13 protein-coding genes are annotated in these 13,921 nt (G+C 71.9%); 8 read left to right on the top strand and 5 right to left on the bottom strand.

From position 1 onward, the window contains the following. Positions 1–74: 74 nt before the first annotated feature. The 3 genes from ABZ915_RS20260 to ABZ915_RS20250 all read right to left on the bottom strand — a co-directional run bounded on the left by ABZ915_RS20260 (position 75) and on the right by ABZ915_RS20250 (position 3,870). Positions 75–1,046, bottom strand: a complete 972-nt coding sequence (locus tag ABZ915_RS20260; protein ID WP_361804576.1) for an aldo/keto reductase — start codon at positions 1,044–1,046, stop codon at positions 75–77. Between the two features lie 78 nt (positions 1,047–1,124). Next, positions 1,125–2,552 carry an argininosuccinate lyase gene (argH, locus tag ABZ915_RS20255; protein WP_361804573.1) on the bottom strand — a complete coding sequence of 476 codons (1,428 nt, stop codon included), beginning with the start codon at positions 2,550–2,552 and terminating at the stop codon, positions 1,125–1,127. A gap of 115 nt (positions 2,553–2,667) precedes the next feature. Beyond that, a complete protein-coding gene (locus ABZ915_RS20250; protein ID WP_361804570.1) occupies positions 2,668–3,870 on the bottom strand; it encodes an argininosuccinate synthase in 1,203 nt (400 codons plus the stop codon). Positions 3,871–4,063: 193 nt separating this feature from the next. Between ABZ915_RS20250 and ABZ915_RS20245 the strand changes: the two genes are divergently transcribed. The 3 genes from ABZ915_RS20245 (at position 4,064) to ABZ915_RS20235 (ending at position 6,396) form a co-directional block, all read left to right on the top strand. After that, complete coding sequence (locus tag ABZ915_RS20245; protein WP_361804567.1) at positions 4,064–4,999, top strand: hypothetical protein; 936 nt, start codon at positions 4,064–4,066, stop codon at positions 4,997–4,999. 107 nt (positions 5,000–5,106) lie between these two features. Beyond that, the gene (locus ABZ915_RS20240; protein ID WP_361804564.1) at positions 5,107–5,694 is read left to right on the top strand and encodes a pyridoxamine 5'-phosphate oxidase family protein; all 588 of its coding nucleotides are present in this window, start codon (positions 5,107–5,109) and stop codon (positions 5,692–5,694) included. Positions 5,695–5,697: 3 nt separating this feature from the next. Further along, on the top strand, positions 5,698–6,396 hold the full coding sequence (locus ABZ915_RS20235; protein ID WP_361804561.1) for a L,D-transpeptidase family protein: 699 nt from the start codon (positions 5,698–5,700) through the stop codon (positions 6,394–6,396). On the opposite strand, the gene ABZ915_RS20230 is transcribed toward ABZ915_RS20235, so the two are convergent. Together ABZ915_RS20230 and ABZ915_RS20225 are read right to left on the bottom strand one after the other, a co-directional pair. Further along, the gene (locus ABZ915_RS20230) at positions 6,383–7,843 is read right to left on the bottom strand and encodes a HAMP domain-containing sensor histidine kinase (protein ID WP_361804558.1); all 1,461 of its coding nucleotides are present in this window, start codon (positions 7,841–7,843) and stop codon (positions 6,383–6,385) included. The genes ABZ915_RS20235 and ABZ915_RS20230 overlap by 14 nt on opposite strands. Before the next feature lie 32 nt (positions 7,844–7,875). Next, positions 7,876–8,616 carry a response regulator transcription factor gene (locus ABZ915_RS20225; RefSeq protein ID WP_361804555.1) on the bottom strand — a complete coding sequence of 247 codons (741 nt, stop codon included), beginning with the start codon at positions 8,614–8,616 and terminating at the stop codon, positions 7,876–7,878. A 150-nt stretch (positions 8,617–8,766) separates the two neighbouring features. Between ABZ915_RS20225 and ABZ915_RS20220 the strand changes: the two genes are divergently transcribed. The 5 genes from ABZ915_RS20220 to ABZ915_RS20200 all read left to right on the top strand — a co-directional run bounded on the left by ABZ915_RS20220 (position 8,767) and on the right by ABZ915_RS20200 (position 13,702). Then, positions 8,767–10,119 (top strand): ferredoxin reductase family protein, encoded by a 1,353-nt coding sequence (locus tag ABZ915_RS20220; protein WP_361804552.1) that lies wholly within the window; start codon positions 8,767–8,769, stop codon positions 10,117–10,119. Between the two features lie 37 nt (positions 10,120–10,156). Beyond that, the gene (locus ABZ915_RS20215) at positions 10,157–10,627 is read left to right on the top strand and encodes an FMN-binding protein (protein WP_361804549.1); all 471 of its coding nucleotides are present in this window, start codon (positions 10,157–10,159) and stop codon (positions 10,625–10,627) included. A 61-nt stretch (positions 10,628–10,688) separates the two neighbouring features. Continuing rightward, entirely contained in the window at positions 10,689–12,071 is a 1,383-nt protein-coding gene (locus ABZ915_RS20210) for a ferredoxin reductase family protein (protein WP_361804546.1), read from the top strand. Positions 12,072–12,120: 49 nt separating this feature from the next. After that, a complete protein-coding gene (locus ABZ915_RS20205) occupies positions 12,121–12,906 on the top strand; it encodes an FMN-binding protein (RefSeq protein ID WP_361804543.1) in 786 nt (261 codons plus the stop codon). Next, on the top strand, positions 12,899–13,702 hold the full coding sequence (locus ABZ915_RS20200) for an FAD:protein FMN transferase (RefSeq protein ID WP_361804540.1): 804 nt from the start codon (positions 12,899–12,901) through the stop codon (positions 13,700–13,702). The genes ABZ915_RS20205 and ABZ915_RS20200 overlap by 8 nt, the downstream gene beginning before the upstream one ends. Positions 13,703–13,921 lie beyond the last annotated feature (219 nt).

The following is a 13,921-nucleotide window of genomic DNA, read 5'->3' as shown; positions in this document are numbered from 1 at the left end:
ACACTGATGTCTCACAAGAGGCATGCATGCCTCATAGTGGCTGCTCATCGTCGCTGGTCGGGCAGGGAATGCGATCAGTGCCAGGGCAGCTGTCCGCGCCGCTCCCAGTACGCCCGCGGCTCCTCGACCAGCGTGGCGAGACGGGTGAGCTGGTCCTCGTCGAGGTCCACGGCGGCGGCGTGCAGGTTGGAGGCGAGCTGGTTCAGGGTGGCCGCGCCGGAGAGCACCACCCCGGCCCACGGCCGGCGGAGGATCAGCGCCAGGGCGACCGCGTCGCAGCCCAGGCCGGTCTCCGTGGCCACGGCCTTCAGCTCCTCGGGCGCGTGCGGCTCCGCCAGCCGGCCGTTGGCCATGCCCTCCTTGACGATCACGGTGAGCCCGGCCTCGTGCGCCTCGGCGAGGGCGGGGTCGGCGGAGGTCTCCAGCGCGTTGTACGTCGACTGGACCGTGCGGAAGAGGGGCTCGCCGTCGACGGTCACGGCGAGGGCGGCGCGGATGGCGTCGGCCTGGGCCGGGCCACTGGTGGAGAAGCCGACGGTGAGGCCCTGCGCGGCGGCCTCGGCGAGCCTGGCGTGCAGCTCCTTGTCGGTGAGGGCGGGGCTGTCCGGGGTCACCGAGTGGATCTGGTAGAGGTCGAGCCGGTCGCCGAGCAGTCCGGTGCTCTCGGCGCGCTGCCGCTCGTAGGTGGCGAGGCTGTGCTCCTTGACCTCGTGCCGTTCGGCGTCGGTGGACCAGCCCGCGGTGTACGTGTAGCCCCATTTGCTGCCGACGACGACGTCGACGACGTCCGGCCGGGCACTCAGCCAGCCGGCCAGGAACTCCTCGGAACGGCCGTAGGAGCGGGCCACGTCGAAGTACCGGACGCCCTGGGCGTAGGCGGCGTCCAGGAGCTCGTGGGTGCGCTCGCGCAGGGCCTCGACAGTCCGGTCCGCGGGGAGGTCCTGCTCCCGGCCGAGGTTGATGTAGCCGGGCCGGCCGACGGCGGCGAGGCCCAGGCCGATGTGGCAGGTGGGGGTCGTTGCTGAGGCCAGGCGGGCGAAGGGCATCGCGGGCTCCGTTCGGTCGGCACCATCCGGCTCCGGACCAACCTAACCCGCGATGCCCCGGGTATGCGTGACGACCTGCTACTTCTTGGCGTCCGCCCACGCGTGCTGCGCCGCCACGTCCGCCTTGACCTCGGCCAGCTGGACGGCGACCGCGCTGGGTGCCGTACCACCACGGCCGTTGCGGGAGGCGAGGGCGCCGGGGACGTTGAGGACCGAGCGGACCTCGGGCGTGAGGTGCGCGCTGATCTTGGCGAACTGCTCGTCCGTCAGCTCGTCCAGCTCCTTGCCCTCGGCCTCGGCGGCCTTCACGCACTCGCCGGCCACCTCGTGCGCGACGCGGAACGGCACGCCCTGCTTGACCAGCCACTCCGCGATGTCGGTGGCGAGCGAGAAGCCGGCCGGGGCCAGCTCCTCCATGCGCTCGCGGTTGACGGTGAGGGTGGCGATCATGCCGGTGAACGCCGGGAGCAGCACCTCCAGCTGGTCGCAGGAGTCGAAGACCGGCTCCTTGTCCTCCTGGAGGTCGCGGTTGTAGGCGAGGGGCAGGGCCTTGAGGGTGGCCAGGAGTCCGGTGAGGTTGCCGATCAGACGGCCGCTCTTGCCGCGCGCCAGCTCCGCGATGTCCGGGTTCTTCTTCTGCGGCATGATCGACGAGCCCGTGGAGAACGCGTCGTGGAGGGTCACGAAGGAGAACTCCTTCGTGTTCCAGATGATGATCTCCTCGGAGATGCGGGACAGGTTGACCCCGGTCATCGCCGTGATGAAGGCGAACTCGGCGACGAAGTCCCGGGAGGCCGTGCCGTCGATGGAGTTGCCGACGCTGCCGTGTTCAAAGCCGAGGTCCTTCGCCACCGCCTCCGGGTCCAGCCCGAGGCTGCTGCCCGCGAGGGCGCCGGAGCCGTACGGCGACACCGCCGTCCGCTCGTCCCACTGGCGCAGCCGTTCGGCGTCCCGGGACAGGGACTGCACATGGGCCAGGACGTGGTGGGCGAAGAGCACCGGCTGCGCGTGCTGGAGATGGGTACGGCCGGGCATCGCCACGTCCGGGTGGGCCTCGGCGAGGCCGATCAGGGCGTCCTGGAGGTCGGCGATCAGGCCGCCGATGACACGGGCGTGGTCGCGCAGGTACATCCGGAAGAGGGTCGCCACCTGGTCGTTCCGGGAGCGGCCCGCGCGCAGCTTGCCGCCGAGGTCGGGGCCGAGGCGCTCCAGCAGGCCGCGCTCCAGGGCGGTGTGGACGTCCTCGTCGGCGATGGTGCCCGTGAACTCGCCCGACGCCACGTCCGCCTCGAGCCGGTCGAGCCCGGCGAGCATCCGGGTCAGCTCGTCCGCGGTGAGCAGCCCCGCCTTGTGCAGCACGCGCGCGTGGGCACGGGAACCGGCGATGTCGTAGGGCGCGAGCCGCCAGTCGAAGTGGACGGACGCGGACAGCTTGGCCAGGGCCTCGGCGGGACCGTCGGCGAAACGGCCGCCCCAGAGCCGTACGTCACCGCTGTTGCTGCTCACTTGGGTTGCTCCTCGGAGGTGTGGATGTGCCACCGCCTCCCCACGACGTGCATGGGGAGGCGGTTGTCAGGCTAGTGCGTGCGAGGTGGCCGAACGCTGCTACGCGAGGTCCGCGTCAGGCTCCGCCTGCCAGATCACGCCGCGCGGCGATCTTCGACGACAGGCTGTAGATGTCGATGAAGCCCTTGGCCGCGGCCTGGTCGAAGGTGTCGCCGGTGTCGTAGGTGGCGAGGTTGAAGTCGTACAGGGACGACTCGGAGCGCCGGCCGGTGACGACCGCGCGGCCGCCGTGCAGGGTCAGCCGGACATCGCCGGAGACGTGCTGGTTGGCCTCGTCGATGAAGCCGTCGAGGGCGCGCTTGAGCGGGGAGAACCACTGGCCGTCGTAGACCAGTTCGCCCCAGCGCTGCTCGACCTGCCGCTTGTAGCGGGCGAGTTCGCGCTCGACGGTGACGTTCTCCAGCTCCTGGTGGGCGGTGATCAGGGCGATCGCGCCGGGAGCCTCGTACACCTCACGGGACTTGATGCCGACGAGGCGGTCCTCGACCATGTCGATCCGGCCGATGCCCTGGGCGCCGGCGCGCTCGTTGAGCTGCTGGATGGCCTGGAGGACGGTGACGGGCTTGCCGTCGAGGGCGACCGGGACGCCCTCCTTGAAGGTGATGATCACCTCGTCGGCCTCACGCGGGGTGGCCGGGTTGGAGGTGTACTCGTAGATGTCCTCGATCGGGGCGTTCCAGATGTCCTCCAGGAAGCCCGTCTCGACCGCGCGCCCGAAGACGTTCTGGTCGATGGAGTAGGGGGACTTCTTGGTGGTGGCGATCGGGAGCTGCTTGTCCTCGCAGAAGGCGATGGCCTTGTCCCGGGTCATCGCGTAGTCGCGGACCGGGGCGATGCACTTGAGGTCGGGGGCGAGGGCGACGATGCCCGCCTCGAAGCGGACCTGGTCGTTGCCCTTGCCGGTGCAGCCGTGGGCGACCGTGGTGGCGCCGTGCTTCTTGGCGGCGGCGACGAGGTGCTTGACGATCGTCGGCCGGGAGAGGGCGGAGACCAGCGGATAGCGGTCCATGTAGAGGGCGTTGGCCTTGATCGCCGGGAGGCAGTACTCGTCGGCGAACTCGTCCTTGGCGTCGGCGACCTCGGCCTCGACCGCACCGCAGGCGAGCGCGCGCTTGCGGATGACGTCCAGGTCCTCGCCGCCCTGGCCGACGTCGACCGCAACGGCGATGACCTCGGCGCCCGTCTCCTCGGCGATCCAGCCGATGGCGACGGAGGTGTCCAGACCGCCTGAGTAGGCGAGTACGACGCGCTCGGTCACGGGTTTCTCCTCACAGTGCATTCGCTGACATGCATGAGTATGCAGCACTCTGCATGATTCGTCAATCTCAGAGGATTCTGTGGGCGCGTTGAACAGACGAAACCGCTTTCTCGTACTGATCACCGAACGCTGGCGCCGCGTTTGTAAACCCCGCGTTGGTTACACCCACCTCTGACCCAAGTGAGGCATCCGCATGTCCAGGGCTCTTCCGAAGTACAACAAGCGTCGTGTGGCGATCATCGGCGGCGCTGCCGCCGTGGTGCTGTCCGGCGCGGTGATCGCCACCTCCGCGCTCGCCGGGACGCCCGACAAGAGCAACGACGCGACGAACGCGCGCACCCTCGCCAGCGCCGGCACCATCACCTGCCCCGACGTGAAGTCGCAGCTCCCGGCCATCCCGGCCTCCGCGCAGGCCGAGGTGGACCGCAACCTCACCCTGCTCCAGACGCAGATCGACGAGGCCAACAAGCGCCTCCAGGACACGGTGGGCCAGGGCGGACCCAACTTCGTACAGAACGCGATCCTCGGCCCGCTGGCCGACAAGCGGAAGTCCACCGTCGACCGCATCGCCACGGCCATCGGCCGCACCGCGGCCAAGCCGACCGGCCTCGACTCCCTCGCGACGTGCACCCTGAACGGGGGCGGCACCAACGCGACGGGCAACAACGCGAACGGCAACAACGCGAACGGCAACAACGGGAACGGCAGCAACGCGGCCGGCAACAACGCGAACGGCACCGGCTCGAACGCCGCCACCGGCGAGGCCTCGGCCTCGGCCTCCGCGGCGGCCAACGATCAGGCGGGCGGCGAGACCGGCAGCACCGCCGCCGGCGCGGCGGGCACCATCACCTGCCCCGACGTGAAGTCGCAGCTCCCGGCCATCCCGGCCTCCGCGCAGGCCGAGGTGGACCGCAACCTCACCCTGCTCCAGACGCAGATCGACGAGGCCAACAAGCGCCTCCAGGACACGGTGGGCCAGGGCGGACCCAACTTCGTACAGAACGCGATCCTCGGCCCGCTGGCCGACAAGCGGAAGTCCACCGTCGACCGCATCGCCACGGCCATCGGCCGCACCGCGGCCAAGCCGTCCGGCCTCGACTCCCTGGCCGCCTGCACGCTCACCAAGTGACGTGACAGGCAGCCGTGGCCGCCCCGAGTGAGCGCCGGCCGGGGCGGCCGCGGTCGAGCCGCGTATTCCTTAGACAGTCGAAAGGAATTCGCCGATAATCATCAGTCATGGGAAAGACCTATGAGCGCATAGACGGCCGGCTCCGTACGTTCATCGAGGAACAGCCCCTCTTCTTCACCGCGACCGCCCCCCTCTCCGGCGACGGCACGGTCAACCTCTCCCCCAAGGGCCTCAAGGGCTCCTTCGCGGTGCTCGACGAGCACACCGTGGCGTATCTCGACTTCGCCGGGTCCAACGCGGAGACCATCGCCCATCTGCGGGAGAACGGGCGGATCACCCTGATGTGGTGCGCCTTCCAGGGCCCGCCGAACATCGTGCGGGTGCACGGCCGGGGCGAGCCGGTCTTCCGCGACGACCCCCGCTTCCGGGAACTGCTCACCCGCTTCCCGGACATCGATCCGACCCGGCACGGCCTGCGCGCGATCATCGTCGTGCACGCCGAGCTCGTCCGGGACACCTGCGGGTACGCGGTGCCCTTCATGGCCTACGAGACGGACCGCGACCTGCACGGAAAGCGCTTCGCACGCGAGGACGACGCCTCGCTGGGCGAGTACTTCCGCAAGAAGGACCACATCGCCACCAGCCTGGACGGCCTACCCGGGCTGCCGTTGCCACTGCCTCCGTCTAGCGTCTGAGCCATGCGCCCCGGTGTCCTCGCCCTAGCGTCCGTGTCCCTCCTCCTGCTCGGTGCCGCGGCCCGCGGTGACCCGGACCCGCTGCCCGCGCGGATGGCGGACACCGGTGGCGGCACCCAGCTGATCACGGCTCAGGCGCCGGGCGCCGACTCCACGACGGGCACGCTCCTGTGGTGGGATCTGCGGGACGGGCGGTGGGAACAGGCGGGTTCCGCGCCGGCGCGCTTCGGCGCGCGCGGGCTCGTTGAGGGAACCACCCGGACACAGGGCACGAACACGACGCCCACCGGGCTCTACGACCTGCCGTTCGCCTTCGGCACCAAGGCCGCGCCGGACGGGACGAGGATGTCGTACCGCCCGGTCCACGCGGACTCCTGGTGGTGCCAGGACAACGACTCCAGCGCCTACAACCGCTGGACCGAACCCCTGCCCGCCGACTGCCGGGCCACCGAGTCCGAGCACCTCGTCGACTACGGGACGCAGTACGCGCACGCGCTCGTCATCGGCTTCAACTACGAGCACCCCGAGCGGGGCCGCGGCGCCGGCATCTTCCTGCACGTCGACGGGGCCGGGGCGACGGCCGGCTGTGTGTCGGTGCCGGAGGACGCCATGCGGAGGATTCTCCAGTGGGTGGATCCCGCGCGCGGGCCGCACCTCGCCACGGGCACGGAGAGCGGGGAGCTGGCCCTCACCCGGTACTGACGTCACCCAGCGGCAACCGCACCGTGAACGTCGTGCTCCCCGGCCGGCTCTCCAGCCCCACGCTCCCCCCGTGCGCCTCCACCACCGCCGCCACGATCGCCAGGCCCAGCCCCGCTCCGCCGCCGGGGGCGTCCGTGCGGCGGCGGTGTTCGGCCCGGGTGAAGCGTTCGAAGACGCCGGGCCGCACCTCCTCGGGCACGCCGGGGCCTTCGTCGTGGACCTCCAGGCGGGCCGCCGCGCCGTCGGTCTCCAGGGACACCGACACCTTGGTGCCGGCGGGGGTGTGCAGCCGGGCGTTGGCCAGCAGGTTGGCCAGCACCTGGTGGAGGCGGTGGGCGTCGCCGGTCACGGTCACCGGGTCCTCGGGGAGCTCCATGGTCCAGCGGTGTCCGGGGCCGGCCGCGCGGGCGTCGGTGACGGCGTCGAGGACGAGGTGGGTGAGGTCGACGGGGCGGCGTTCCAGGGGGCGGCCGGCGTCCAGGCGGGCGAGCAGGAGCAGGTCGTCGACCATCTCGCCCATGCGGGAGGACTCGGCGGCGATGCGCACCAGGGCCCGGTCGACCTCCGGCGGCACCGGCCCGGGGTGCAGCAGGGCGAGTTCCGCGTGGCCGCGCACCGAGGCGACCGGGGTGCGCAGCTCGTGGCTGGCGTCGGCCGCGAAGCTGCGCAGCCGCTCCTCGCTGGCGTGCCGTTTGGTCAGGGCGTCCTCGACGTGGCCCAGCATGCGGTCGAAGGCCGCCGCCACCCGGCCCACCTCGCTGCGCGGGTCGGACTCGGGGGCGCGTGGCGGCAGGGTGACCTCCCCGCTGGCGAGCGGGAGTTCGCTGACCCGGGCGGCGGTCGCCGCGACCCGGCTCAGCGGCCTGAGCGACCAGCGCACCCAGAGCGCGCCGGCCACGCCGGTGGCGGCCAGGGCGAGCCCGAAGACGATCCCGGCGACCAGCTCCAGCCGGTGGACGGTGGCCTGCACGGGTTCCAGGGGCAGCCCGGAGATCAGGATGTCGCCGTCGAGGCCCGGGGCGGCGACGACCCGGTAGTCGTGCAGCACGGAGAGTTCGACGGTGTGCCCGCCGCCGTCGGTGCCGACCGCCGCGAGCCGCCTGCCGTCCCTCTCGGTCAGTTTGCCGAGCACGTTCTCGATGCCACCGGGGCGGACGACCGCCGCGTTGGTGACGGTGCCGTTCACCAGGCGTGCGCCGAACGTGCCGGTCGCCTGCCGGCGGTCGTCGCCGTGCTCGTCGCCGTCGTGGTCGTCCGGCAGCTTGCCGCCGTGCTCGAGGCTCGCCGGGAACCGGGTGCCGACCTGGTCGAGCTGCTCGTCGAGGCGCTGGGTGAGGAAGCCGTTCAGCTCGACCACCGCGGCCACCCCGACGGCGGCGCAGCTGACCGCCAGCAGCACCACGAGGCCGACGGTGAGCCGGGCCCGCAGGGTACGGGGACGCGGCACACGGAGCGGCCGGCGCGGCCGGCGGAGAAACCTCACTTGATCACCGGCTTGAGCACATAGCCCGCCCCGCGCACCGTGTGGATCATGGGCTCGCGGCCCGCGTCCACCTTCTTGCGCAGGTAGGAGATGTACAGCTCGACGACATGGGCCCGGCCGCCGAAGTCGTACGACCACACCCGGTCGAGGATCTGCGCCTTGCTGAGCACACGGCGCGGGTTGCGCATCAGGAAGCGCAGCAGCTCGAACTCGGTCGGGGACAGCTCGATCAGCTCCCCGCCCCGGGTCACCTCGTGGGACTCCTCGTCCATGACCAGGTTGCCCACGATCAGCCGCGGTCCCTCGTCCAGCTGCCGGGCCATGCCGGCGCGGCGCAGCAGGCCGCGCACCCGGGCGACGACCTCCTCCAGGCTGAACGGCTTGGTGACGTAGTCGTCGCCGCCCGCCGTGATGCCCGCGATGCGGTCCTCCACCGCGTCCCGGGCGGTGAGGAAGAGCACACAGACGTCGGGCTTCACCCGGTGCAGGCTGCGCAGCACGGCGAAGCCGTCGGTGTCCGGGAGCATCACGTCGAGGACGACGGCGTCGGGCAGCAGCTCACGCGCGGCGGCGAGCGCCGACGCGCCGTCCCCGGCCGCGCGCACCTCCCAGCCCTCGTAGCGCAGGGCGCCGGTGAGCACCTCGGCGAGGTCGGGGTCGTCGTCGACGACGAGGACGCGCAGCGGGGTGCCGTCGGGTCGCGTGAGGGCCGGGCGGCCGGAGCGGGTCGTGTTCATCGCCCTTCCAGGATCACCCCTGCCCGGGGTGCCCGATGTCCGCCGAAGCTCTGAGTTTCCTCTGAGTGGGCTGGGAGCGGGCCCGCTCAGAGCTGTCTCAGAGGTCCGCCGCGCACAGTTGCGTACCGAACGGCAGAAAGGACCCGCCTCATGACCACCGTGTACGAGCGGCGGACGGCACCACCCGTGCTGCCCGCCCCCCGCAGCTCCCCCGCGGGCCCGCTGCTCGCCCTGCTCTGGGCGGGGGCGGCGGCGGTACTGGTCCTGTGGTGGACGGACACCGGCTCGGTGGTCGGCACCGAGGGCTGGCTGACCGGGGCCGGGCGGATCGCCGGGCTGCTGTGCGGGTACTCCTGCGCGGTGCTGGTCGGGCTGATGGCCCGGGTGCCGCTGCTGGAGCGGCGGATCGGCTCGGACCGGGTGGCCCGCTGGCACGCGATGGCGGGCCGGTACACGGTCTGCCTGCTCGTCGCGCACGTCGCGCTGATCCTGACCGGGTACGCCGCCCAGGACCGCGCCTCGATCGTGCACGAGACGCTCACCGTGGTCCTGGACTATCCGGACATGCTGATGGCGACGGCCGGCACGGTGATCCTGTTCGCGGTCGGCATCACCTCCGCGCGGGCCGTGCGCCGCCGGACCAGCTACGAGTTCTGGTACTACGTGCACCTGCTGACGTACGCCGCCGTCTTCCTGGCCTTCTTCCACCAGCTGTCGCTGGGTGACGACTTCAACGGCAAGCCGGTGTCCACGGCCGCCTGGTACGCCCTGTACCTGGGCGTGGCCGCGCTGGTGCTCTGGTACCGGATCCTCGCGCCGGTGCGGCTCAACCTGCGGCACCGGCTGCGGGTGGAGTCGGTGCACAAGGAGGCGCCGGGCGTGTACTCGGTCGTCGTGCGCGGGCGACGGCTGGACGAACTGGGCGCGCGGCCGGGGCAGTTCTTCCGGTGGCGGTTCCTCGGCGAGGGCATGGGCTGGGCGTCGACGCCGTACTCGCTGTCCGCGCCGCCCCGCCCGGATCTGATGCGGATCACGGTCAAGGCGCTGGGCGACCACAGCGCGGCCGTCCCCCTGCTGCGTCCGGGCACCCGGGTGTGGGCGGAGGGCCCTTACGGCTCGCTGACCGCCGACCGGGGCACCACCCACCGGTCGCTGCTGATCGCGGGCGGCGTCGGCATCACCCCGCTGCGGGCGCTGTTCGAGACGCTGCCCGGTGACGTCACCCTCCTCTACCGGGCCCGTACCGCCGAGGACCTCGCCCTGGGCGGCGAGCTGGAGGCGATCGCCGACTGGCGCGGCGCGAAGGTGCTGTACGCACTCAACGGGCCGCGGGGCGAGCGCCCGAGGTTCACGGCCGCGGCGCTGGCCGCCACGGTCCCCGGTCTCGCCGAGCACGACGTGTACATCTGCGGGCCGCACGGCTTCGCCCAGGAGCTGTACCGGGAGCTGCGCGCCGCCGGGGTGCCGGACCGCCGCATCCACCACGAGTCGTTCGAGCTGTGAGCCGGAAGAGCCGTGAGGCAGTAGAGAGGCAGTGGAAGTGCACGCGTTGAAGAAGAACCGCCCCCTGCGCCGCATCGTGCTGGCCAGTGCCGCCACCGTCTCCGGGATGGTGCTGCTGCTGGCGCTGAAGCCGCACGAGAGCCCCGGCATCGCCGCGAGCGCGTCGGCTCCGGCGCCGTCGAGCAGCGCGAGCGCGGCCCCCGGCGGGTCCGGCGGATCGAGCTCGGCCGGCAGCAGGACCGCCACGGGCGACACGGTCCAGACCCGTTGGGGTCCCGTCCAGGTGCGGATCACGGTGAAGGACGGCAAGCTCACCGAGGTGACCGCGGTCACCTACCCGGCGGAGAACCCGCGCGACCAGGAGATCAACAGTTACGCCGTCCCCCAGCTGCGGCGCGAGGCGCTGGCCGCGCAGAGCGCGGACATCGACACCGTCTCGGGAGCCACGTACACCAGCGACGGTTACCGCCAGTCGCTCCAGTCCGCACTGGACTCGGCGGGCTTCTGAACACTCCCGCGTCACGGCACGTATCTGTGGGCGCCAAGGGTCAAGTCCCCACGGAGGAAGCGTGACCACCACGATCGCAGGCGGACGTGCCGCCCGCCGCCAGACGATGCGCCGCATCCGTCCGCGCCGCTCCCCGGCCGTCCCGCTGTTGCTCGCCGTCTGGGCGGGCGCGGCGGGCGTGCTGTGGCTGTGGTGGCACAACACGCCGTCCATCGCCGACGACAACAGCAAGATCCTCAACGCCGGCCGGATCACCGGCATGCTCGCCGGGTACCTGATGGCCCTGGTGGTGCTTCAGATGGCCCGGGTGCCCGCACTGGAGCGCCGGGTGGGATCCGACCGGGTGGCCCGCTGGCACGCGATGAGCGGCCGCTACACGCTCTGCCTGGTCTTCGCCCACGTCTTCCTGATCATGTGGGGCTACGCGCTCCAGGCGGGCAAGTCGCTCGGCGACATCGTCCAGCAGACCATCGACTCCATCAACCAGCTGCCGGACATGGGCAAGGCCGCCATCGGCACGGGCCTGTTCCTGGTCATCGGGCTCACCTCGATCGGCGTGGTCCGCCGCAGGCTGCCGTACGACGGCTGGTACCACGTGCACCTGCTCACGTACGCGGCGGTGTACCTGACGTTCTGGCACCAGATCACCACCGGCAACGACTTCGCCCTCGAGCCCACCGCGAAGACCTTCTGGTACGGCCTGTACGGCACGGTCACCGCGCTGGTGATCTGGTACCGGATCCTCGTCCCGATCCGGCTGAACCTCCGTCACCGCATGCGCGTGCAGGCGGTCATCGAGGAGACGCCGGGCATCGTGTCGGTGCTGATCAGCGGGCGGAAGCTGCACCGGATGGGTGCCCAGGCCGGGCAGTTCTTCCGGTGGCGGTTCCTGGCGCCGGGCATGCGGTTCAGCTCCCACCCGTACTCGCTGTCCGCGCCGCCCCGCCCGGACATGCTGCGGATCACCGTGAAGGCGATCGGCGACCACACCGCCCGGCTGCGCGAGCTGACGCCCGGCACCCGGGTGTGGGCCGAGGGCCCGTACGGCGCGATGACCGCCCAGCGCCGCAGCCGCGGCAAGGTGCTGCTGGTCGCGGGCGGGGTCGGCATCACGCCGATGCGCACGCTGTTCGAGACGCTGCCGGGCGGCGCCGGGGACATCACGCTCCTCTACCGCGCGAACACCACCCAGGACCTCGCCCTGTGGGACGAGCTGGCCGCCATCGCCAACGAACGCGGCGCCCGGCTGATGTACGCGGTCAACAGCCCCGAGGGCGAGCGGCCGGACATCTCCGCGGAGAACCTCCAGCGGAAGATCCCGGACGTCGAGAACCACGATGTCTTCATGTGCGGCCCGCCCGGGTTCGCGCAGGGAGTGTACGAAGCACTGCGCGGCGCGGGGGTTCCCGCCCGCCGCATCCATCACGAGTCGTTCGAGATGTGAGCGACGGGAATCGTCGGGAAACCCACGGGAAATCAGGAGCTCAGGAACGATGAGGAAGAGCCACCCCATTCGGCGCGTCGTGCTCGCCACCGCCGCCACCGTGTCTGGCGTCGTGCTGCTGCTGGCGTTGAAGCCTGCCTCGGATCCGGCCTCCGCGCAGGCGGCCGGCGCGGCCCCGCAGCAGACCGCGGCGGGGCAGGAGTCCCCGCAGGGCGGCGCGGCGGCCGCCGGGACCGGCGCCGTCACCGGTGACGTGGTCCAGACCCAGTACGGCCCGGTCCAGGTGCGCCTCACGGTCGCGAACGGCAAGGTGACCAAGGCGGAGGCGGTGCAGGCGCCCAAGGGCGGCACCAGCGACCAGAAGACCGCGCTGTCCGTACCCAAGCTCAACCAGGAGGCCGTGGCCTCCGGGAACGCGAACATCGACTCCGTGTCCGGGGCGACGTACACCAGCACCGGCTACAAGAAGTCGCTTCAGTCCGCGCTGGACAAGATGAAGGCGTCGTCCTCGCAGAGCGGTAGCGGCGGCGGATCGTCGTCCTCCGGCGGTGCGGCCCAGGCGAGCCGCACGCTCACCGGCAAGGTCGCCCAGACCCAGTACGGGCCGGTCCAGGTCCGGATCACGGTCGCGAACGGCAAGGTGACCAAGGCGGAGGCGGTGCAGGCGCCCAAGGGCGGCACCAGCGACCAGAAGACCGCGCTGTCCGTACCCAAGCTCAACCAGGAGGCCGTGGCCTCCGGGAACGCGAACATCGACTCCGTGTCCGGGGCCACGTACACCAGCACCGGCTACAAACAGTCCCTCCAGTCCGCGCTGGACCAGGCCGGTGGCTGACACGGTGGCGGAATCACCGGAAGCTCCCGCCGCGGTGCGTCACGCGGAGGAGGTCATGGGGACGGTCTTCTCCCTCGACGTCCGCGGCGGGGAACCTCATGCCGTGCGCGCGGCCCTCGACGAGGCCGTCGCCGGGCTGCACCGGGTCGACGAGGTGTTCAGCACCTACCGCGAGGACAGCCAGGTGTCACGGCTGGCGCGGGGCGAGGTGACCGTGGCCGACTGCGATCCCGAGGTCGCCGAGGTGCTCGAACTGGGCGCCGAGGCGGAGCGGGTGAGCGGCGGCTGGTTCAGCATGACGTACGGGGGCCGGCTGGACCCGACCGGGATCGTCAAGGGCTGGGCCGCGGAGCGCTGCGCGCGGCGGATCGCGGAGGCGGCCGGGGTGACCGGTGTCAGCGTCAACGGCGGCGGGGACGTCCAGATGCTCGGCACGCCCGAGCCGCACCGGCCCTGGCGGGTCGGGGTGTCGGACCCGCTGCGGCCCGGTGGGCTGGCGGCGGTGATCTCTTCCACCGGGATGGAGGAGCTGGCCGTGGCCACGTCCGGTACGGCGGAGCGGGGCGCGCACATCGTGGACCCGCGGACCGGGAAGTCGGCGGTCACGGACCTGGTCGCGGTGACCGTCGTCGGCCCCCGGCTGACCTGGGCCGACTCCTGGGCCACCGCCGCGTTCGCGATGGGGTCGCGGGAGGGGCTGGCTTGGCTGGAGTCCCTGCCGGGGGTCGAGGCTTTACTCATTACGGCGGGCGACGAGGTGCGGTGCACTGGGGGCCTGGCAGCGCGTTTGGGCTGAGCGGGGTTCCCGGCCGGCCGGGGTTGCTGCTCGGGCAGGGGTTTCACTTGCCCGCGCTGGCGGGGTGCCTCCCCCACTCTCGGCTTCGCTCGAGCGGGGGGACCCCCACCGCCCACCCGTGCCGCCTGGGGGTTCCCCCAGGCCCTCAAGGCACTGGGGGAGGCACGACTGCCCGCAGCGAGGTCGGCTGCGCTGCTGGACGGGGACCAGCCGCACCAA

The organism is Streptomyces sp. NPDC046915 (assembly GCF_040644935.1).
In the GTDB taxonomy this organism is placed as follows: Bacteria; Actinomycetota; Actinomycetes; order Streptomycetales; family Streptomycetaceae; genus Streptomyces.
Note: the sequence above shows the minus strand (reverse complement) of the source record. Positions and strands in the feature narration are given on the sequence as shown.